The organism is Pseudanabaena biceps PCC 7429 (assembly GCF_000332215.1).
GTDB classification, from domain to species: domain Bacteria; phylum Cyanobacteriota; class Cyanobacteriia; order Pseudanabaenales; family Pseudanabaenaceae; genus Pseudanabaena; species Pseudanabaena biceps.
In genome coordinates, this window is the sequence record NZ_ALWB01000051.1 from 1 (window position 1) to 22,722 (window position 22,722).

A 22,722-nucleotide genomic window follows, 5' to 3' on the forward strand; every position below is an offset into this window, starting at 1 on the left:
GAGGGTTGCTGCGCGGAGCGCAGCAACCCTCTTTTTTATGTCCTGATACCAAAGCTCAAAATGGCGTTGCCATTTTGAGCTTTGAAAAACCTTACTGGATTTGTTATACCAATTCACGAAAGTGTGACAACACTTTCGTGAATTGGTATAACAAGACTGGCGGCAGCTAGCTATACAAGCTCAAAGCAAGCTCAAAGCAAGCTCAAACCAAGCTCAAACTAAACTATGTTTGGGGTTTTAGTTTGATATCGCTATAATATCTACACATACAACAGTCCTAAATCATTTGTAGATTTTTGGGTTTATGGAATCGCACCCTCGAACGGGGGGCGCTTCCACAAAGCATTTAGAACTGCCACAACTGATTAACTAGCAACTGATTAACTAGCAACAGCAAATCATGACAACTGCAAATCGAGTCAATCACCCTTTCTGGCGCTTGATTTTTAACGATACGACGGGTTTTGTGGTGAAGCGACTAGGACAGGCAGTAATTGTCATTTTTGGGGTGTCTGTTTTAAGTTTTTTTGCCATTACAAAATCTCCCGGAAATTGTTTTTCCGAACTCCGCAACAACCCCAGTACGCCTAAAAAGACCATCGAGCAGCTAGAAAAACAGCTTAACTACGATAAGCCCGAAGCATTGCAGTATCTTTTGTGGTTGCGAAATACCCTAAATGGTGATCTGGGTGTGCGTTGCCAAGGGTTAGCTCCCGTCACGCCGTTAATTGTCGAAAGGGCTGGAAATACGCTGATCATGTCCCTTGCTTCGTTGATAACGACATGGTTGTTGGCGATTCCTCTGGGTATTTATAGTGCCGTTAAGCAAAATACTTGGAGCGATCGCCTAATTCAGATTGTCAGCTATGCCACACAGGGTTTTCCTAGTTTTGTCTTGGCAATCCTATTATTGATGGTGGCACAAAACACGGGCTGGTTTCCCGTGGGAGGTATGACTAGTATTGGGTTTGCCGATCTATCGCCCTTAGGTAAATTTCTCGATATCGGACATCACGCAATCCTCCCGACCCTGACTTTGACGGTGGTCAGCTTTGCAGGATTGCAGAGAATCATGCGCGGTAGTTTGTTGGATGTATTACGTCAAGACTATATTAAAACTGCCCGCGCTAAGGGTTTGCCCGAAGGTAAGGTGATCTACGTTCACGCCCTCCGCAATGCCATAAACCCTTTGATCACTTTGTTAGGCTTTGAATTTGGTGGATTACTAGGTGGAGCCTTTATTACAGAGTTCTTTTTTAGTTGGCCAGGTCTGGGGAAATTACTACTCGAAGCGACAAGAGAAAAAGATACCAATCTAGTGATGGCTGGCTTGATGTTAGGGACTTTAATGTTAGTGGTCGGTAATCTCATCGGCGACTTACTTCTTAAAGCCGTCGATCCGAGGATCAAGTTGGATGATATGGATTAAGTGATTACTCATAAAAGTGGAGCTATTGGTTATTAATGTTTCCTTTACATGACGACAATCCGACTCAGGATACTTCCATCGTTGTCTATACATTGATTTTAGTGAACGTCCTGATATTTGGATATCAAACCAGTTTGCCCAACTTTCAACTGGGGGAATGGTTGGAAAATTGGGCTCTATTTCCCAAAGAATTAGTAGCCAATCCCTCCAAACACGCGATCGCTTTATTATCATCCCAATTTCTTCACGGCAGTATCTTCCATTTAGTTGGGAATATGTGGTTTCTCTATCTATTTGGCAATAATATTGAAGATCGACTCGGTCATTGGAAATTTCTATTTTTCTACTTGATTTGTGGTGTGATCGCTGGGATTGGGCAGGTGGTAACGGCTCCAACTTCGATGGTTCCTATGGTGGGAGCAAGTGGGGCGATATCGGGGGTAATGGGTGCGTATTTAATTCGATTTCCGCGTGCGAGGATTTTAAGTTTAGTTTTCCTCGGATTTTTTGTAACGGCGATTCCCATTCCTGCAGCGGTATTTCTCGGTTTATGGATTGCTGGACAAACTGTTTACGCGGCAATGGCGAATCCCAATTTGCCAGGAATCGCCTATTTAGCCCACATTAGCGGTTTTGGCGTAGGGGCGATCGCAATGTTCTTAATCTCGAAATTTGGTAGGGCTAAATAGGTAAGGATGGGCGGCGCTTTGCGCCGCCCATCCTTACCTATTTAGCAATTTTTGATCAAAATAACCCCAAGAAAACTTTTGAAGGTGTTGCTTTATAGATAAAAGAGAGGATAACTACTAACTATCATGAAATGGTATGCTGCACACGTAATTATGTATGTAAAATTTAGGGATGCAAATCAAGATAAATATCCAATTTGGGAAAATATAATCTTGATACAAGCATCATCAAATGACGAGGCATGGGAAAAAGCTAAAATCAGAGCAAAAGAAGATGAAGATGATGAATCAAGTGAAAATACATGGGAAAATCGTCCAGCTATTTTTCTTCTTGCAGGTATTCGGAAAATTGTTTTATGTATGGATGAGGAAAATGAACCTACTGATGGAACAGAGATCTCATATTCTCAAATGGAACTAGATAGCTGGGATTCTTTATTAAAGTTTTTGAAAGGTGAGATGATTTCTATAAAATATCATTATTAATGGTGTGGGCACTGGTCAGATTAAGCGTGATCGACATATTCGCACCTTTTTTGTTGGCATGAAATGGGCATTTCAGAATCTATCCCCCATAGGACTACCCGAAATTTCCTAAAGATTAACAGTAAAAGTAGTTCCCTGTCCGACTTTGCTTTCGACCGTAATTTGCCCTTGATGACTTTCAGCGATCGCTTTGGCGATCGCCAGTCCCAATCCCGAACCGCTTGTAAAGGAATTGGCGGATTTAGAACTAGATTTGCTACTTTTTTGCGGTTGATAGCGATAGAAGCGCTCGAATATTTGGGATAGCTCAGTTTCGGGAATGCCCATGCCCGTATCCTTGACCTGCACCTGTACTCGATCTTGAGAATTACTCAGCGCTGCGATCTGTACCTTGCCACCCTTGGGCGTATAGGCGATCGCATTACTCACTAGATTTGTAAATAAACGCCCCAAGCGATCGCGATCTCCTGAAATAATTAGTTTTGCATCTGGGCTGGGTAATTCAAGACATATTCCCTTTTGTTGGGCGATCGCTTCCTGTTCTTTGCCTACTTCATACAGGATTTGCGATAAATTGCAAGCTTCTCGGCGTTGATTGGTCATTCCTCCATCGTGACGCGCTAAAAATAATAAATCGTCAATTAATCTCCCCAAACGGCGGGTAATCCTTTCAATCGCTTCGAGTTGCGATCGCTGAAATGCTGGATCAGGATCGGCAAGCGCCACTTGGACATTGGTTTGAATTACAGCGATCGGATTACGAAGTTCGTGGGAAGCATCAGCCGTAAACTGTTTTAATCGTTGATAGGATTCGCGTACGGGTTCTAAGGCAATTCCCGCCAGCCACCAACCACATAGTAAAACGACAAATATCATCAGTGTCGTACCGATCGCGAGATCGAGAAACAATTGCTTAATCGGTTTGGTAACTTCAAACCAAGGATGGCTAATGCGTAAGTATCCTAACAGTTTGCCATTGATGACGATCGGCTCGGTCATCTGTCTTAATGGTTCAGCAGCCGATAAATGCACGGTGCGATATACAGGTCGCAGGATACCCCTTTCCCGCATCTGTAATGACTCCGTATTGATATTAGTCGTCCAGAGAATTTCCCCCTTAGCACTGAACCAGTCAATATCGATATGATCGGCATCAATTGCTTGGGCATTTGCCGAAAAATTACGACTAAAGTCAGATTCCAAATCAATTAAATTCGATCGGATTAGCGATCGCTCGATTACTTCGGCAACGTGATCAATGGTGTCATCAATGCGATCAATCAAGGTTGACTGGACGTAGAGATAGAAGCCCGTTGCAAAGACAATTAATAAAACTGCGGTCACGCTCGCGTACCAAAACGCCAAACGACGACGCATGGATTGAAAGACAGGATTGGGAACGACGGTGGTCATAGATCGTTACAGCGCTCTTTGAGAGATAATAATGGAAGAGGCTTTGCCTCTTCCATTATTTTTAATATTCAAATTCTTCCAAAATAGCCAATAGTCTATTCTGGCAAGACTTAGGAATCAGATCGCTTAAGGGAAGTTCGCGATTGCCACCACCAATTTCGATCGTAGTTCCATTTAAAACTTTAGCGACATCCGCCGAAGTAATACCATCGGGCAGCATAGGATAAAACTTTTCCGCGAGGGGACGATGCAAATGGGCATCATTTAAATACAAATGCCACTTCGCAATGTCAATGTAAATATCCTCGGCGATCGTCGCGGCTAATTGTTCGATGCGTTCTGAAGTACTCATGGAATTAAAGTTTGGGTATATGGCTGTAGCCTATTATTTTAGGACATAAATAAAATTTCTAAGAGATCTGTATAAGTAGCTAAGGAAGAGCATACCGCCCGCTACGCGGGTGGTATGCTCTCTGGCTTTGGTTTTTAATTATGCTGAATTGCTTAGCATCTTATACCAAATTAAGAAATGGCTACGCCATTTCTTAATTTAAAAACCCTTACGAGGTTTAGTTTTTAATCTAGACCAAAAAATTAAGGATGGATGGCGCTTTGCGCCATCCATCCTTAATTTTTTGGTCTTTCTAATTCTCTACATTCTGCATCTTGCTTTCTTTGGATAAAACCCAAATGCCATGACCGAGCAGCAAAACTGCCCAGATTGCCGCTACCCACACTGACCATATCCATACTTTTTCAGTGATCGATTGAATAAACCACATACAGGTCATACAAGCCGAATAGATGGCAAGGTGCAAATAAAAGTTAACCCTACGTTCGAGGCTTTGGTATTCAGGATCGTTAGGATCGGGTGGTTTTGATAGCTTAGGCATAGAAAATCGAAAATTTCGCAAGTTTAACTAAAACTTATGCTAACCCAAAACCAGTTTATTTCTAAATTCCGCTTCCTATAGCCACGTAATACCAAGTTAAGAAATGGCATAGCCATTTCTTAACTCGTTTCAAAACCCCAAAGATGAATGGCGGCGCGAAGCGCCGCCATTCATCTATATTGCTATAGATTAGATTTTTACAAACCAAGGAAACTCCAAATGATTTAGGATCTATTGATGAAAGCATCTGTTAAATGCATCTAAGTAAGTAAGTGGGCTTAATTAAATATAAAACCCTAAAACCTGCGGCACACGCGCAGCGTGCGCCGCAGGTTTTAGCTCTGGATTTTAATTATGCTGAGGTACTTATATAAATGCACTTAAGTCGCTACTTAAAACCTAGAAGAGAGTGCCGCCCGCAAAGCAGGCGATACTCTCTCTAGTTTTGATTTTTAATTATATTGTTACTGGTAACTCAGGAAGATTTTAAGGATGGATACTTGGGAAAGCTTACGCATGGCGGGTAAAACCCTAGCAGCTAATCGTTTGCGAAGTACATTAACGATGTTGGGTATCATCATCGGTAATGCCTCGGTGATTTTGATGGTTGGTGTTGGTCAAGGTGCACAAAAGTATGCAGCTCAGCAATTTCAATCCCTTGGTACGGATGTAATTTTCGTGATCACGGGTACGGATAATGCGCGTCGTAATGTGATTGCTCCCCCCAATCGGTTAGTACTGGCTGATGCCGATGCGATCGCTACCCAAGTCCCCACCGTTCGCAGTGTCGCGCCCCAGATTAATGGTTCGGAGCTGGCGATCGCTGGCAACAATACCAAACGCGCTACGCTAATCGGTACGACCGCAAGCTACACAGTTGTTCGGAATGCGGATGTGAGTTCGGGGAGATTTTTTAATGAAGAGGATACCAAGCGAAATGCAAGGGTGATTGCCTTGGGGGCAGCGATCGCTAAAGATCTGTTTCCGCAGGGTAGTGCCCTCGGACAGACAGTAAGAATGCGTGGCACTAGCTACGAAGTCATCGGGATCATGGCTGAAAAAGGCGCGTTTCTCGGAACCAATCAAGACGACACGATTTTCATGCCGATTACTACTATGTCCAGCCGATTAACGGGTAAAACCTCGCCCTACGGTGTTGCTGTAGCTGTAATTAACGTTTCGGCAACTAGCAACGATAATGTTAGTGCGGCTCAATTCCAAATCGCAAACCTCTTGCGTCTGCGTCATCGTACTTCCGATATTAATGCTGACGATACTTTTACCATTCGCACGCAGCAGGATGCCCTAGAAATTGTCGGTAATATTACCAGTGCCTTGACGATCATGTTAGCGGCGATCGCAGGGATTTCCCTACTGGTGGGCGGTATTGGCATTATGAATATCATGCTGGTATCCGTTACCGAGCGTACGAGTGAGATCGGGCTTCGTAAAGCGATCGGGGCTTCTCCTAGCGACATTTTGACCCAATTTACGATCGAGGCGGTTATTTTGTCATTATTGGGCGGAGCGATCGGTACAGGCATTGGCGTTGGGGGCATTCTCCTCATTGCCGCAGTTTCTCCCTTACAAGCTGGGGTCTCCATTGGCGCAATTTGCCTCGCAGTGGGTGTATCGGGGGGGATTGGTCTATTTTTTGGCATCTTTCCAGCTCGCCAAGCTGCCAAGCTCGATCCAATTGTGGCTCTGCGAAGTATCTAACCATGAGTCTTTAGTTTTTAGCCTGTATTGATTTGAAGATTTACGCATTTACAAGCATTTACATAAAAAGAAAGAAATCATGATAACTACCAATGCGATCGCTCCTATCTCCTCAACCGCTGAATCTAGAAGAGAAATCGTCCGTTTAAATAATGTATGTAAGTATTATGGTCAAAACGATACCTTGGTCAGAGCCTTAGAAGATGTCAGCTTTGTGATTAAGGAAAGAGAATATTGTGCGATTATGGGAGCTTCTGGTTCGGGCAAATCCACCTGTATGAATATCATTGGTTGTCTTGATAGCAGTACGTCTGGACAATATTTTTTGGATGAGCAAGATGTCTCCCATATGGAAGAACGCGATTTGGCAAAGGTTCGCAATCTCAAAATCGGCTTTATCTTTCAGCAATATCACCTCTTGCCGCAACTTTCGGCGATGGAAAATGTGATGTTACCGATGGCCTATGCTAATGTTCCCAATCGAGAACAGAAGGAACGGGCGGTAGCCGCTCTCGAAAGGGTAGCGATGGGACATCGCTTAAATAATCGTCCTAACCAAATGTCGGGCGGACAGCAGCAACGGGTAGCGATCGCGAGAGCGATCGTTAATAATCCTGTGATGTTACTAGCCGATGAACCCACAGGGGCGCTTGATTCACATACGACTCAGGAAGTAATGGAACTATTTGGGGAGTTGAATGCTAGCGGGATTACAGTAGTCATGGTTACCCATGAAGCGGATGTCGCCCGCAATAGTCAGCGGATCATTCTCTTTCGCGACGGTCAGATCCTCAACGATCACCTATCTCCCGAAGATCTATAACTGTAGTCTGTAGAAGAGAAGTTTGGCGCAAAGCGCCAAACTTCTCTTCTTGGGTTTTGATTTTTTCCTAACTTATAGCTATATTCACTTAAGTCAGGACATCAAACCCAATAGAGAGTTGCGGCGCTTCGCGCCGCAACTCTCTATTGGGTTTGATTTTTGTTCTAACATTACTGAATATAGCTATAAGTGGCTAAGGCTATAAACAATGCGTTTTGACAGAAATAAATCATAAAATTAGATGTATTTTTTCGTGTAAGGTAGTGATTTATGCAAGAATTCGTAAGTCAATTATTGTAAAGTCGAATTCTATGCTGTTGGCGTATCTAACTCTGCTAGCTCGTATGTTCGTTATAGACCATATCGGCATTAACGCTCAACCACTAGTTAAAGCACAAGGTCAAGAAGTCACCTTTTTTAACGAGATATCTAAGTCGCTTCAACCAGCGAAGGTATGTTTGCCAGTTCCAGAAGATACTTCTCTTCCCGAACCTAAGTCTAGCCATGAGACACAGATCGTGCGTTCAAAAACTCTGGGCAAAGTTAGAGTAGAAACTTCTTTTATAAATGATGAGCAGGAATTTCGTGCGATGAAGATGGGTTCCGAAATGCGCTTTCGGATTTATCGTAATGAAAAATTATTATATGAGGAGAAAACCGATCAAAGATTATTTGAAGAACGTTTTTATAGAATTCCTTTCTCCATAGTTTATTCAAATAAAGACAATGAGCCTGAAGTAATTATGCCAACTAAAAAAGAAAAAGATAATCACTTCGGTTTTTTCAAGGATGTATTCAAATATGATGAAGGATGCCAATCCTATGCTCTATCTAAAAGTCAGCCTAGTTATTACGATTCGATATCTCCAAAACTTGATTATGATGTCGTGGAAACTAAAAGCTATGGAAATTTAACAATAAAAGTAATTTACCAGCATCCTGAAGGCATTTATGGCACGTATGTAATTTCTAAACCCCGTTTGCAATTCATTCAATGGGAAGAAATAGTATTGGATGAAATATTTGAGGAAAGCGGTATCAATGGATATAGTAAGGTTGATTTTGGGATCAAGTTTTTTGATTTAGAAGGCAGTGGCGATGTTAATACTGTAATTTCTTTTCATCGTGGTGGCTTAGCTTGCTGTGATTACTGGCAGACCTATTATTTTGATAATGAAAAGCAAATATTTGACAAATACAGTTTTAAGCGTAGTCGTGAAGAAACTTTTGATATTCGAGATTTAGATGGAGATGGAAGTGCAGAGATTGTGAGAAGTGGGCTAGTTTTTAAATCTTACTTTGGAAGTCAAAGACCAATTTTAATCCAAAAACTTTCTAACGGCAAAATTATCGATGTAACCCGACGATTCCCAGAAATAATTCGAGAAAATAGTTATAGAACTTTGGAACGTATAAACCTTATTTTAGGAAAGGTAGAACGGTTAAAACGGAATGTGAATCCTCCCAAAAATATTGATGAAGAAATGGATAGAAATTATTACAAAGCTGGTGGTTTCAATAGAGAAATCCAAGATCTATTGGTAGCATATCTTGCCAATAAGTATATGCTGGGGGAAGGAGAAGAAGGATGGGAATTTGTCGATCGCGTTTATCGAGAAGCCGATCGTTTAGTATTTTTTTATCGGTTATCTATGTATTTGCGTGCTGGGGGCTTTTCTGATTAGATTAGCAGAAGTAATGAAGTGCCGCGCTCTGCGCGGCACTTCATTACTTATAAAAGATTCTCGATCGCGAGTGGTTCGATATCATCGGCAGGAGCAAAGCCGAAAATTTGTGCGTAGAAATAGAACTCACCATCAAGGGCGCGTTTGATATTTTCGGCTTTTCGGAAGCCGTGCTGTTCGCCTTCAAAGGGAACATAGGCAACTGGTAAACCCTTTTGACGCAAAGCATCTACCATCATTTCCGCTTGATTGGGCGGTACGACCTTATCCTCTAAACCTTGAAAAAAGGCGATCGCACAGGAAAGTTTTTCGGTGAAATGAATTGGCGATCGCTGAATGTAAATTTCCTTCTGTTCGGGATATTTTCCAATCAAACTATCGAGATAACGCGACTCAAATTTATGGGTATCCGTAGCAAGAGCTTCGAGATCGCAAATGCCATAATGACTCGCCCCTGCTTTGAAAGCATCGCGAAATGTCAAAGCGCAAAGTGTCGTATAGCCGCCAGCACTACCTCCCGAAATCGCAAGGCGATCGCCATCTACTAAACCCTTGTCGGCAAGAAATTTCGCTCCATTTGCACAGTCATCCACATCGACGATGCCCCAATTCCCCTTAAGGCGATCGCGATATTCGCGTCCATAGCCAGTGCTACCGCCATAGTTCACGTCCAGTACGGCAAAGCCACGACTCGTCCAGTATTGAATGCCCAGACTGAGACTTCCTGAAGTAGAAGCTGTGGGACCACCATGACTTTTGACCAATAGAGGGGGCTTTTCTGATGCCTCGGCTTGGAAGTCCTTATTCTTAGGAGGATAGAATAGCCCGTAAGCGGTCTTGCCATTTTCGGTGGGAAACTCGATGGGCTGAGCGGCGGAAATATAGTGGGGATCGATCTGTAAATCTGACGCGACCCGTATCTTTTGCCAAGTTCCCGTCGTCAGATTGAGTAAAACAATTGCTGTCGGTTCCGTTGGCGAGCCACCGTGAAAAACCGCGCGATCGCCTTCGCAACGCAGTCCAGAAATTGACGTAAAGGGTAAATCAATTTCTTGTAAACCCCAATCGAGATGCAGGGGATCGAGAATTGCTAAATGGGATTTACCCTGCTGGGTATAGGAACAAAGAATTTTGCCATCACCCGTAAAGCCGTAGGTAGACATTCCGAACACCCACTGCGGCAAACCAAATTCAGCTTCCATCAAACATAGGGGTTGAATTGTCATATCTTCTGCGGAAGTACGATAGAGATTCCACCAACCTGTGCGATCACTAACAAAGTAGAGATTGCCATCGGGAGACCATTCGGGCTGGAAAATCGATTCATCCTTACCACCAGCTACCAGTTGGGGATTTTGGATGGTGAGAACTCCTGTATTTGATTCCACCAGATCGGCTAGCCAGAGTTCCGTTCCATCCCAAGGCATATTTGGATGCTGCCAACTAATCCATGCGAGTTTGTCCCCTGTGGAATTGAGTCGTGGCGAAGCATAAAAATCTGCCCCCGATACTAATACTTGAATATCTTCACCATTAGCTGTATTTACCGCCACTAAGGTATTAATCGGTTCGCCAGTCTCCGTACTATCTTCGCGCACACAGATCAATTTGCCATAGCTGCGATTCCAAACAAAATCTGCATAGCGATAAGCACCTTCCACGGTTAAGGGGCTGGGTGTTCCCTCGCCAATTTTGCGATAGATGCAGCGATCGCTAAAATTAGAAAAATAAATTCTTCCGTCCTTGACAAGATATTCACCGCCACCATACTCGTGAACTAGCGATCGAACATTAAGCGGCGCAGAGGTTATCTCGCTGTAATCACCGTCATAGCGCATGATCACATTTCTTCCCCCTTCAGTTGGTCTACCTTCATTCCAATAAACATTACCCCCATCAATGGCGATCGCGCCGAGCCGAATACTACTAGAAACGATCGAGTCAGAACTAATAGGTGATTTCCAAGAACCGTAGGGAGCGAGAGTCATAAGTTATTGTAAAGATACAAACTATCTATTTAGATGGCTTTTAAGATTATATAGCAACATAAGGTTTGCTTAGGATCTAATACCAATTCACGAAAGTGTGACAACACTTCAATGAATTGGTATAAGCTAAATAGAAATTATTGGAATAACCATATGAGTGATATTTCTTTTACTGATAGGGGCAAAATCAATGAAGTCATAGATACATCAAGTCGGCTTAAATACCTGCTCAAATTTACATATCAACTTTCTCTAGATGATATTGTTTCTGTCCGAGTAGATGGAGATAATTTCAAAGTCGATATCAATACTGATAAGGATATGTTGCGTTTTAAACCACAAGGTACAGAAAATGTAATCATGAAGAATCCTGATACTGGTATCCTTCAATTGACCTTCGATCCAGCTTTAGCGCAAGCAATTTATAACATTGTGGATGAATATGCTTCTTACAGCGCTTTACGCTCAAATCCAAACCAAGAAATTTTTTGATTAAAAAAGTCTGTATCTTACAGCCCTTTTCAATCAAATCCACATTGAGAAAAACTTTGAAATAGCTTGGAATAGCAGCGATCGCTTCTACAAAAATTGTTCTAGGGGAAATTTATCATGAAAAAGTGATCGCCCTTTTTAAATCAAAATAAATCAAATTAAATCAGCAATACTTCGGACATTTTTAGAAAATAGAGAAAAAAAGCTATCCATCGTATAAGGTGCAGATATTAAACACCAGCACCAAATGAATAGCATCAATTTCATAATATCCAGTCTACTGAGTAAACCCCAACAAAAGTTTCTGATAATGTTGTTTTCGACAATATTGGTATTGTACGGGAAAGTAAACTTTACGAACCTGAGTCGATATAGTCAAATATCAGAACGGAGCTATCGTCAGCAATTCCAGAAATCCTTTAACTTTATCAAAGGTAACGCCGACCTGATAGAACAAGCAATACCAGCCACCGCACGTCAGATCATCGCGACAGACTGCTCATTTGTACCCAAAAGTGGTAAAGCAACCTATGGGGTTGAGCATTTCTATAATGGCTGTGCTGGACGTGCTGAAAAAGGACTAGAGATTTCCGTATTAGCAATAGTAGATGTTGATGCAAAGCAAGGCTATACCTTGTCAGTACAGCAGACTCCACCTACCAACCCAAAGTCAGAGACGACCCGTCTCCGCTTGGAGAATCGCCAAAATCTTAATTTTCAAATATCAACTTACTGCGATCGCATCAACCTGTTGTCTAGCTAGTCTTTTTTAAAGAGCGATCGCTTAAGTTTCCAGATTAATATAGGCGATCGCTTGTTGATTTTCATACTGATCAAGGCGATCGCTTAAGTTTCCAGATTAATATAGGCGATCGCTTTTTAGTGATAATTGAGGCGATCGCTTGTTGCATTTCATACTGGTAAAGGCGATCGCTTAAGTCTCAAGATTAATATAGGCGATCGCTTTTTAGTCATACTGGTAAAGGCGATCGCTTGTTGATTTTCATACCGATCAAGGCGATCGCTTAAGTTTCCAGATTAATATAGGCGATCGCTTTTTAGTGATAATTAAGGCGATCGCTTATTGGTTGTCATGCCTGTAAAGGCTAATGTCAGTTTTTAACTGCTCTTTGTCTGTAGATTTTCCTCAATCAATATTTTTATCGATTTACTATTAATTAGTCTTCCACTTATACTACTTAAATAATAGCGCGTTACGCTAAAGCTAACGAACCCTACTTGCTACTTGCTAAAAATTTAGCTTGCAATCATGAATAAACTAAATAAAGCATTACAAAGAATTCAAAATTGGCTTGAAATTCACAGACCAAATTATGTAAATTCTTTGCAACCAGGTCTAACTCGCAAAGAAATTGAAGAAAAGGTGTCGTTATTTCCAATTCAATTATCTGAGGAGGTTTATACACTTTATGAATGGCATAATGGTTCAGATTCGTGGGAGTTCTTTTTTCCAGGTTATTGCTTTCCTTCGTTTGAGAACGCCATTGCTGATATGTACTCTATAGATTCTGAATTTAGCAGCTATACCCTTCTTTTAGAAGAAATTGACACCTATTTTTTACTTCCTGTTTTTTCTTATGACTTTACAAGTATTTCAACACTTGAAATTGACACAAAACGCGATCACTCTTTAGTCTTAAAGTCTATACCTGAAGAAACTCCATCTATGTATAGTTTTAATTTGACAAGGATGATAGAAGTAATAGCTCAATGCTTTGAGAGTGGTGCGTATTACATGCGTAAAAGGAATAATGACGAAAGTGAAGTCACATGGAATTATGAAATGGCACTAGAGATTCATCGTATTAATAATAATGAAATTGTCGAGTTTACTTTAGAAAAAATAAATAGTATTAAGCTGGAAAAGTCAACGAGAATTATGGGGAATCTCTACTATCTTATAGAGTGGTTTGGTGACTCACGAGCAGTTGACCCCCTTATTGAGATATTACAAACACCTTTTGACAATCAACCAAATCAACACAATTTAGCAATAGCTAAAGATTTGTCAGCTTATGGTCTAGGAAAACTTCATGACTCAAGAGCCGTTGATCCCCTCATTGATGCCCTTTCTATCAAATATGGTAACGGTAATACTCGGTATAAAGTCACAGAAGCCCTAGGTGAACTTGGCGATAATAGGGCTATTCCATCTCTGATAGGGGCTCTTTCAGATCCTGACGAAAGAATATGCAATAGTGGTATGTTTTCTCTTGTAAAACTTGGGGCAATTGATGAGTTATTAAAAACTGCATTAGAACGTAAAAATCGATATGCTATTCAAGCACTGGGACTTCTTCCCTCTTCTATTAACAAAAAAAAGCTTACTTCAGAGCAAAAAGATAGAATTTTTTCAGTTCTCATGAGCCTTACTAAAGACTCTTCATATGAAATTCAAAATATTGCTAACAAGTCTCTAGATAGAGCTAGGAGAGAAGTACTTGAACATTCATACGAAAGGTGATTCACACTAAACATTAGCGTAGGGTGCGTTCATGAAATGAAACGCACCAAATAAATCTACAGCGTCCAAATAGAAGTTCCATAAGCCAGCCGCATTCAACATAAGACGGTCATCAAAATCAGGTACACGATTGCGATAAACTGCCGTTACCGAGTTATAACGCTTGATACCTGCGTGAGCATGTTCGCATTGGGTAATTTATGGTAATTTGTTTTTGGTATTCCCTAAATCCCACATTTGTAAACCCTAAACTCAAAAATATGAAGTTTAAGCCTGCTATCAAGCACTCTGTCATCTTAGCTACATGCATACTCAGCCTAGCTTCTTTGTTTACTCCAGTAGCTAATGCTGCCCAACCCTCTACAGACCCCAAAAAACCGACTTTGTTAACTAGCGGTGAGTATTCTGGTTCTCTAGTATCTTCCAAAACACCAACAAAGTACTATCTCACTTTCTTAGCAGGGCCCGGTAAGATCACAATTGATACCACCATTTCTCCTAAAGATAATAAAGGGGCAGTATTTTCTTGGGTTTTATCTAAACCCTCTCAAATTGAACAATCATATTGTTCTGATTCCCTTTACTTAGCGACTCAACACACTTCAAACTGCTCTTTTGGTACTGATAAACAACAGCCATTTGTTCTCACGGTTTCTGCTTATGCTAATGCTGAGCCTGTGCAAATAAACTATAAACTAAAAATTTCAGGAGACTGGAAGCCACTAAACCAAGGCTTTGTTCCCATCATTCCCATCAAGGTTATCAAGGTTATCCCCCTACTACCACAATAAGTCCACCTGAAAATTGTCAGAAGTACCTCAAGTTTAAACCTTGTTAATCTCCTATTCATCAATATAATGAAAGTGCTGAAAACAGGCTTTTACCTAGCAGTGTTAACCAATATAAGACTACGTGCAGCCGTCAGTTATGTACCCCTATATAGCTCACCTACTCAAACGGATAGGTTAACAAAAATAAAGCTTGATAACTTTGGGATAAAATGGAGAAAATCATGTATATCTCAGTAGATATCAACACCTATGCCACGTTATACAGGCATTTCTAGCGAAGCCTTTCGACATCCCCTCGATCGCCAAGCCGAACAAGCCCTCCGCAGCGTCCCCGGATTTGACCTCGTGGCAGGAAAATTTGTCGAGTTTATGTACGAGCGTCCGCAGACGATTTACCACATTGGCAATAGCATTCAGGTAAATCACCGACAATACGCGACAATTCATCGAATCTTTAGAGAATGCGTTGCTGACCTTGATGTTCAGCCCGAACCCACTCTATTCGTCTCCCAAAATCCCGTAGCCAATAGCTACGCTCTCGGCAAAGATCACCCCTATATAGTCATTAACTCAGGACTGCTAGACCTGCTCACCGAAGAGGAAATTCGGGCGGTGCTTGCCCATGAGCTCGGACATATCAAATGCGGTCACACAACCCTGATCCAAATGGCAATGTGGGTGATGAGCATTGTCTCGACCATTAGTGAAATGACCTTTGGCTTGGGTGGTATCGTCAGTAGTGGATTAATTTATGCTTTCTTTGAATGGCGACGCAAGGCAGAATTATCGAGCGATCGCGCCGCCCTATTAGTCACCAACGAACTAGATACAGTCCTCTCCACGATGATGAAGTTATCGGGAGGGAGTTCCGCCTTTGCCCATGAATTGAGCTTGCCCGAATTTATTCGGCAATCGGAAGCCTATCAAGAACTTGATAAGGATAATCTCAATCAAATTTATAAATTCATGCTCTACAATGGTTTCGGGGCTGGTTCCATGCTCAGCCATCCTTTTCCCGTAGAGCGCGTTCATTATATTCGCGAATGGGCTGAGTCGGAAGATTATCGCAATATCAAGTCTGGCAATTACAAGCGAGGCGATACGACTGGAGCCGTTGATGTTTCTCAATCTCCGAAGAAAGAGAACAAGTCTGAAAGTGAAGCTGAACGCTTGAAACGCCAAATTGATGAACTTCAAGACGAAATTAATCGTCTTAAGCGCCAATAATTCCACTCCCTTTCTTACCCCCCCAAAAAAAAGACAAGTGGCGGCGCTCCGCGCCGCCACTTGTCTTTTTTGGGGGATGTTTAGTCCTATCTATTATCTATCTCTTTTATATCAAGTTAAGAAATGGCGTAGCCATTTCTTAACTTGGAAACCCCTATTAGATTTAGTTTTGGTGCAAAACACCAAGCTTCTCCCCTTGGGCTTTATGGACTAATACCCTTGGCGACAGCTATAAAAGCATTATGCCCAGCTACTTATGCTGAATTAGTTATTAAATTTGATTGGATTTATATAAATCAAAAAACAGATTTAACTCTATAGCAATACTAGTTTTCCTTAAAATATAAAACTCAAAATATGAGCATATGGGTTTTGCACTGCCACTGATATTTTGGGTTTATTTTGGGTTTTCATCTATTCATAGCTAACTCAAGCATTGCTATGTAATAATTAAATATCGGGAGGGTGATTTACGTATTGAAGGTTATGATTTTTTGCCAAGATTAATTGATCAGTAACAAACGGAATGGATTTTTTATGATTTCATAAAATCTAAGACTCCTTAATCTCTTACTGCTAAAATCTCTTGCGGAAAATAATATTTTTATATTTAACTGCAATGAATTGCAAATTATGGGATAAGGATTTCTAACTTTATTCAAAAAAAGCGAGTAAGTAGCTGGGCATAATTAAAATCCAGATCTAGAACCTACAGTGCATACTGCGTGTGCGCCGCAGATTTTAGGGTTTTATATTTAATTAAGCCCACTTACTTAAATATTTCAATTAGAATCAAAATTGGCAACGGTATCTAGTCCTTGTTATGAAGTAAATAGCTTGCCATAGGTGTTCTTGAAATTAGCACAGAGCATATACTGTGATAAAATTTGAGCAACTCTACAATTTATTTTTTAAACTCAAAGACTTTGTTTGTATCTTGTTTATGTTTTTTTGGCAACTCCTAAAAATAAAATAAAATATTTTTATTGGAACCCTGTCATTTAGTACTGTTATCTATTTTTATTCTGAATCGAAGTACATAGTTTTTATATAGTCTTCTTTAGAAAGTATTTCAAGTAATCTCTCATGATTTGGGTAATTATCAATTTTTATTTCTAAAAAATTGCCTCATAAACATGTCCAATATACGAAATCCATTTATTATCTGGACGATCAACTTTTTCTTGAATTCCACAATCCTTAGAAATAACTAAAATTATGACTACCGAACCCGACGATTCTAAAGGACTGATTATGATTGTGGATGATATTCCTGCTAATCTGGAAGTCCTTTCGGAAACTCTTAGTACGGTGGGGTATGACGTAGCGATCGCGACTAGTGGCGATCGCGCCCTCAAACAGATTGGGCGGCAATTTGGAAGGTTAGTACCCGAACTGATCTTGCTAGATATTAGAATGCCTGACATGAACGGCTTTGAAGTTTGCGAGCATCTCAAAAGCAATCCTTTAACCCAAGATATCCCCGTCATATTTATGACGGCTTTAAATGATATCGATAGCAAAATCAAAAGTTTCGCGCTGGGGGGCGTGGACTATATTACCAAACCATTTCAATACCAAGAAGTTATTGCCAGAATTAAAACCCATTTACAGTTAAGAAGATTAACTCAAGATCTCGAACAGGAGGTCAACCGTCAAGTTATTTCCTTGCAAAAGGCAAAGCTAGCTGCCGAAGAAGCCAACCTTGCCAAGAGTCAATTTTTAGCCAATATAAGCCATGAACTCCGAACTCCTCTCAATGCCATTTTAGGTATTACTGAAGGACTTCAGGATGAGGTGTTTGGCAGCATTAATCCAAAACAGAATAGTGTTTTACAGACTATCGAACAAAGCGGTACGCATTTGCTCTCCCTCATCAACGATATTCTCGATGTGGCGAAAATCGAATCGGGACAGCTAGAGCTAAACTGCATAGCTGTTGGTATAGAACCAATTTGTACATCTAGTCTGGAATTTATCAGACCCCAAGCTGTCAAAAAATCGATCTACCTCCGCAGTTATCTTCCTCCAAATCTGCCCCATCTCTGGATAGATGAGTTACGTATTCGTCAAGTTTTAATCAATTTGCTAACCAATGCAGTCAAATTCACCCCCAATGGCGGACAGGTCATGCTTGAGGTGAGCACTGTAAAAAAAGATGTTTCCGAAACGGCGATCGTCAAAGAATTTCTTCGCATTTCTGTAAAAGACACGGGCATTGGTATTGCTCCTGAAAATATATCGAAATTATTTAAACCCTTCATCCAGATTGATAGCGCTCTTAATCGTAACTATGAGGGCACAGGATTAGGATTGTCTCTGGTAAAACGAATAGTCGAGCTTCATGGCGGGAATGTAGATCTGACCAGTGAGTTGGGTGTTGGCAGTTGCTTCACGGTTGAGATTCCCTGTGTAGTTTCGGCAAGTGCCTCTAAATTAGCCAATAAAGTCGGAGCTAGTTCCGAATCTACTCCCACCCTAGACTCCGAGAAAACATCATCAACGGAATTTTCCTCGCCGCTAATTCTGTTAGCTGAGGATAACGAAACCAATATCATTACCATTTCTAGCTACCTAGAAGCGATTGGTTACCGTTTACTATTTGCGAATAATGGCAAAGAAGCGATCGCCTTTGCCCAAAAGCACCATCCCGATCTAATTTTGATGGATATCCAAATGCCTGAAATGGATGGGCTAGAAGCAATAAGACAGATTCGTCTCGATCCTGAATTGGTTAATATACCAATTATTGCTTTAACAGCTTTAGCCATGGCGGACGATCGCCAAAGATGCTTGATTGCAGGGGCAAATCATTATCTATCGAAACCCGTAAAACTTAAGGTCTTATCGCAGACGATCAAAGACCTATTGAAATGACTTAGAACGCACTGACTCTCACCCATTGTTGGCTCATGGTTTGTTCGTAGAGAGTTTCTAGGCGATCAATATTCTTTACTAAGGTATAACGATCTAAGACTCTTTGTCTTGCCTTAATACCAATAATTTTCGCCATTTCAGGATGATCGACAAATAGTGGCAAAAGCGTACAAAGTTGCGAGGTCACTCGATGGGAATCAAGCACGATTCCCGCTCCATTTTCGATTACTTCGCCATCAGCGCCCACATCCGTAGCAATACATGCCACACCGCAGGACATCGCCTCCAGCAATGATAATGACAGCCCCTCAACTAGCGATGGCAAGATAAATACATCTGTTCCACGCAAAATTTCGATGCGTCTCTGCTCATCCGCAATATATCCCATCCAAATAATGCTCGGATCGTTACCATAAAAGGTCTTTAAACCCGCCAGCAATGGTCCCGTACCCACGATCGCTAACTTACAACCTTCGGGCAATCGACATTTACGCCATGCTTTGAGCAAAGCTTCGACATTTTTCTCGGCAGCTAAACGTCCCTGATAAAGAAATAGGACTTCGGCTTTAAGCTCATCCTTAATATTTGAAGCTCCTGGGGAATAGCGATCGCTATCTACTCCATTGGGAATAATTGCAATTCTAGTATTAGGAACGCCAAGTTTATTGAGAAGCTCTTTTTGAATATTAGAAAAAATAATAACTTGGTTGTAATCGGCTAGGGATGGGGCATAAATTTGGTAGGTGAGCTGCTGCGTACTCGAGGCAAGGTTGCGCCGCTTGAGATCGAAGGGTTGGTGAAAGGTGGCAACGAGGGGCAGATCGAGTTCGGCACAAATTTCGGGCAGGCGAAAATCAAGGGGAGAAATGGCAAGGGAAGCGTGAATGAGATCGGGCTTTAGCGATCTCAAGGAATCGACGAGAATCTTATTAGCTCTTAAGGATGGAACCGTATAAATAGTGGATTTATAAAGAAAGGGTAAGGTGACATCCTGCGTTTCTGGAGTATGTTCTTCTGGCTCTTCATTGTCTGCATCATTCTCAGGAGCAAAATGCATAAAGCTGACTCGATGTCCGCGATCGAGTAATGCATTGGTAATTTCGCGACTATAGGTCACGTTGCCACAGGCAGGGGATTTTTTACCTAACCATGCAATATGCATGAGCTACACCACATTATTGTCAAAGGTATAATACCAAAACTAGCGGCGGCACAAATTATACAGTCGGTCTTTTCTGTTGGATGAGATGGGTTCTCCTGTTGATTATTTAAGTACCTCTAAGTACCGCAGCATAATTAAAATCCAGATCTAAAACCTGCGGCGCACGCTGCGCGTGCGCCGCAGGTTTTAGATCTGGATTAAGCCCACTTACTTACTGGAGTTTAGACTAAGTTGATTAAGCTAATCAGAAAAAGAGCAGGAAAAAGTAACCCAGAGAATGGAGAACTGGGCAAAATCCAAGAGAATGAAAAGGAGAATATTTAGGATTAGGAATTAAGGATGTCTTTGTTGACCTTTTTGGGACGAGAAGCGCGTTTTTTGATGATAGGAAAGCGAGGATAAGGATCGCGCTTGCGCCCAGATTTCCAACCAAGAGACTTACCACGAGGTTTCGGAGAACAAGCAGGAGAGCCGATCCTGACTAAAAGTGCGGCAAAGCCCTGAGCGACACGACCAAAGTAAGATTAGTTTGAGGCTTCTGCCAAGGCAAAGGAGTATCAATCACCAGTTGACGCGCCAGCCATAACTGCCAAGAGAGTAACGGCATGAGGTCACTCCAGCGCAAAGCCTGTTGAGGAGTCAGTAATTGTGGCAGCGTACCAATGTAAACGTTGTTGGCAAAGCGATTCCAATGGTCGATGGCAAAACGGCGTAAGTTACAAGCGCCAAATCTGCTCTAAAGTTGGCTATTTGTTCACCGACCCAAGCTAACCATAAACCAGAGCAATGGGGATGGGTGACTCGAATAACTTGGAAATGTCGTTGGGATGCTTTTTTAAAGTGCAAATCAGACCATTGCTGGATTTGCACCTGTCCGACCGTCTCATCCTCTAAGCTAAAAGTTGCCGATGAGTCTCCCCAACTATCAGCATTGGCAAGTTGGAATTTATCACCATGCTTGCGAGGACGACCAGAGCCACTATAGGGTTCAGGTGCTTTTGTATAAGCATCGATTCGGGCGTAGACGCAGCAATAAGTCTGCTGGGATATCCTCGGTCAAATTCATAAAGGCAGCACTACCATATTCACTGTCATAAGTAGCGATCGGTCTTACGGACAAATCGCGGCATACTTGCCTCAGTTGGAAGGCTGCTCTTTGGGCTGCTGTCTCAAAACTACTGATCCGCTCGTGACATAACGGGATTGCCCAACTCCCTGACATTTCTGGTACCCATCCCAAGGTGCTGTAGTCATGCCCCAACACAATTGGTTTGTTGCCTTCAACCAAATTCGGTTGATGCACAAAACTCCTGTCTTTTAGCGTTTTGGCATGGGGTCTTCCCCACCCTGTATGGTCTCCTGCTAGCAATGGTCGAATATCTTTGGGTATTTGTTCTACACATAGTCGTCTAAGCCTTCCTCGTCTCGGACGACTATCTTTTAGTGATTCATACAGGCTTGACCATTTCCGCCGATACACCGCAGATAACGATAATTCTGCAAATGATTTCACGCTTGGACTGGTTAACACTGCATCCATTAAGTCAAATATTGCATCTCTTCCATTTCCTAAAAAATTATATGCCTGTTGACGAAAGTTCTGTAGTTTATCAATAATCATGACTGTAGATGTGCTTTTTCTTTTTCATCTACTTTAGGCAGTTTGTATCTCTTTTACTCTGCCTTTTTTTCCTTTTTTAGTCTAAACTCCAGTGATCGCTTAAGGAAATTTTACGAATATGCGGAAGTTCTAGAAAGTACGGCAGAATCAAGCCTAATTAATGCGGAAAACATTCGCACTCAAATCGTTATTTCTAGTTTTGCGATCTCCTTTGTGATCGCTATTTTTCTGGCTATGTATATTAGTCAAACGATCGCCAAACCAATTCAGACCCTGAATCAAGTTGCGATGCAAGTTACTAAGGAATCTAACTTTAATTTGCAAGCTCCCATTGAAACTAAGGATGAAGTCGGGGTATTGGCAACATCCATCAATCAGATGATTCATTACGTACAGGAGCTATTGCAGGCTCAGCAAACTTACACTAATACGATTACGCAAGCCAAAGAAGTTGCCGACAATGCGAACCAAGCAAAGAGCGAATTTCTGGCAAACATGAGCCACGAACTGAGAACACCCTTGAATGGAATTCTGGGATATGCCCAAATTTTAAGTCGGTCAAAAGCGCTAGCCGAGAAAGAGCGTCACGGAGTAAGCGTCATTTACCAATGTGGGTCGCACCTACTGACATTGATCAATGATGTCCTCGATCTATCGAAGATCGAAGCAAGGAAGCTGGAACTAAGCAGCAACGTGATTCATCTCCCATCGTTCCTGCAAGGAGTAGTAGAAATCTGTCGGGTGAGAGCGGATCAAAAGGGTGTCTACTTCATTCATCAACCTGCGGCTAACCTGCCAGAAGGAATCAAGGTAGATGAAAAGCGACTGAGGCAAGTGCTGCTGAACCTACTAGGGAATGCGATCAAATTCACAGACAAAGGGAGCGTCACCCTTAAAGTAGATCTGCAAAGAGAAGATGGGAGTCAAGCGATCGCCGAGATT

At 41.8% G+C, this 22,722-nt stretch carries 18 protein-coding genes and 1 pseudogene; 13 read left to right on the forward strand and 6 right to left on the reverse strand.

Annotated elements, in window-relative coordinates:
• The first annotated feature begins 400 nt into the window (after positions 1–400).
• From PSE7429_RS07850 to PSE7429_RS07860, 3 genes are all read left to right on the forward strand, one after another.
• Positions 401–1,429, forward strand: a complete 1,029-nt coding sequence (locus tag PSE7429_RS07850) for an ABC transporter permease (protein ID WP_009626590.1) — start codon at positions 401–403, stop codon at positions 1,427–1,429.
• A gap of 35 nt (positions 1,430–1,464) precedes the next feature.
• Positions 1,465–2,118 (forward strand): rhomboid family intramembrane serine protease, encoded by a 654-nt coding sequence (locus PSE7429_RS07855; RefSeq protein ID WP_009626591.1) that lies wholly within the window; start codon positions 1,465–1,467, stop codon positions 2,116–2,118.
• Between the two features lie 126 nt (positions 2,119–2,244).
• Positions 2,245–2,604: a DUF4288 domain-containing protein gene (locus PSE7429_RS07860; RefSeq protein ID WP_009626592.1), complete on the forward strand. Its 360-nt coding sequence runs from the start codon at positions 2,245–2,247 to the stop codon at positions 2,602–2,604.
• 108 nt (positions 2,605–2,712) lie between these two features.
• On the opposite strand, the gene PSE7429_RS07865 is transcribed toward PSE7429_RS07860, so the two are convergent.
• The 3 genes from PSE7429_RS07865 to PSE7429_RS07875 form a co-directional block, all read right to left on the reverse strand.
• The gene (locus PSE7429_RS07865; RefSeq protein ID WP_009626593.1) at positions 2,713–4,017 is read right to left on the reverse strand and encodes a sensor histidine kinase; all 1,305 of its coding nucleotides are present in this window, start codon (positions 4,015–4,017) and stop codon (positions 2,713–2,715) included.
• Between the two features lie 61 nt (positions 4,018–4,078).
• Positions 4,079–4,369 carry a DUF3181 family protein gene (locus PSE7429_RS07870; protein WP_009626594.1) on the reverse strand — a complete coding sequence of 97 codons (291 nt, stop codon included), beginning with the start codon at positions 4,367–4,369 and terminating at the stop codon, positions 4,079–4,081.
• Between the two features lie 292 nt (positions 4,370–4,661).
• Positions 4,662–4,910, reverse strand: a complete 249-nt coding sequence (locus PSE7429_RS07875; RefSeq protein ID WP_009626595.1) for a 2TM domain-containing protein — start codon at positions 4,908–4,910, stop codon at positions 4,662–4,664.
• 492 nt (positions 4,911–5,402) lie between these two features.
• On the opposite strand from PSE7429_RS07875, the gene PSE7429_RS07880 reads away from it, so the two are divergent.
• From PSE7429_RS07880 to PSE7429_RS07890, 3 genes are all read left to right on the forward strand, one after another.
• Positions 5,403–6,629 carry an ABC transporter permease gene (locus PSE7429_RS07880; RefSeq protein ID WP_009626596.1) on the forward strand — a complete coding sequence of 409 codons (1,227 nt, stop codon included), beginning with the start codon at positions 5,403–5,405 and terminating at the stop codon, positions 6,627–6,629.
• Between the two features lie 79 nt (positions 6,630–6,708).
• Entirely contained in the window at positions 6,709–7,452 is a 744-nt protein-coding gene (locus PSE7429_RS07885; protein ID WP_009626597.1) for an ABC transporter ATP-binding protein, read from the forward strand.
• A 344-nt stretch (positions 7,453–7,796) separates the two neighbouring features.
• The gene (locus tag PSE7429_RS07890; protein ID WP_040687734.1) at positions 7,797–9,137 is read left to right on the forward strand and encodes a hypothetical protein; all 1,341 of its coding nucleotides are present in this window, start codon (positions 7,797–7,799) and stop codon (positions 9,135–9,137) included.
• 47 nt (positions 9,138–9,184) lie between these two features.
• Here PSE7429_RS07890 and PSE7429_RS07895 read toward each other — a convergent pair whose 3' ends face one another.
• Entirely contained in the window at positions 9,185–11,125 is a 1,941-nt protein-coding gene (locus tag PSE7429_RS07895) for a S9 family peptidase (protein ID WP_009626599.1), read from the reverse strand.
• A 153-nt stretch (positions 11,126–11,278) separates the two neighbouring features.
• On the opposite strand from PSE7429_RS07895, the gene PSE7429_RS07900 reads away from it, so the two are divergent.
• From PSE7429_RS07900 to PSE7429_RS07930, 6 genes are all read left to right on the forward strand, one after another.
• Positions 11,279–11,617, forward strand: a complete 339-nt coding sequence (locus PSE7429_RS07900; protein ID WP_009626600.1) for a hypothetical protein — start codon at positions 11,279–11,281, stop codon at positions 11,615–11,617.
• A 310-nt stretch (positions 11,618–11,927) separates the two neighbouring features.
• Complete coding sequence (locus PSE7429_RS26865; RefSeq protein WP_009626601.1) at positions 11,928–12,380, forward strand: transposase; 453 nt, start codon at positions 11,928–11,930, stop codon at positions 12,378–12,380.
• 507 nt (positions 12,381–12,887) lie between these two features.
• Positions 12,888–14,102, forward strand: coding sequence for a HEAT repeat domain-containing protein (locus tag PSE7429_RS23445; protein ID WP_009626602.1), 1,215 nt, complete (start codon positions 12,888–12,890; stop codon positions 14,100–14,102).
• 260 nt (positions 14,103–14,362) lie between these two features.
• Positions 14,363–14,893 (forward strand): hypothetical protein, encoded by a 531-nt coding sequence (locus PSE7429_RS07915; RefSeq protein ID WP_144052496.1) that lies wholly within the window; start codon positions 14,363–14,365, stop codon positions 14,891–14,893.
• Between the two features lie 249 nt (positions 14,894–15,142).
• The gene (locus PSE7429_RS07920; RefSeq protein ID WP_009626604.1) at positions 15,143–16,120 is read left to right on the forward strand and encodes a M48 family metallopeptidase; all 978 of its coding nucleotides are present in this window, start codon (positions 15,143–15,145) and stop codon (positions 16,118–16,120) included.
• A gap of 1,218 nt (positions 16,121–17,338) precedes the next feature.
• A complete protein-coding gene (locus PSE7429_RS07930; RefSeq protein WP_009626606.1) occupies positions 17,339–18,997 on the forward strand; it encodes a response regulator in 1,659 nt (552 codons plus the stop codon).
• Position 18,998: 1 nt separating this feature from the next.
• Here the strand turns inward: PSE7429_RS07930 and PSE7429_RS07935 are convergent, their stop codons facing one another.
• A complete protein-coding gene (locus tag PSE7429_RS07935) occupies positions 18,999–20,159 on the reverse strand; it encodes a glycosyltransferase family 4 protein (RefSeq protein WP_009626607.1) in 1,161 nt (386 codons plus the stop codon).
• A gap of 326 nt (positions 20,160–20,485) precedes the next feature.
• Positions 20,486–21,780 (reverse strand): annotated as a pseudogene (locus tag PSE7429_RS27740) (NF041680 family putative transposase).
• A 42-nt stretch (positions 21,781–21,822) separates the two neighbouring features.
• On the opposite strand from PSE7429_RS27740, the gene PSE7429_RS07945 reads away from it, so the two are divergent.
• Positions 21,823–22,722, forward strand: a 900-nt coding sequence (locus PSE7429_RS07945; protein WP_009626609.1) for a sensor histidine kinase, incomplete at its 3' end; no start/stop codon positions are given.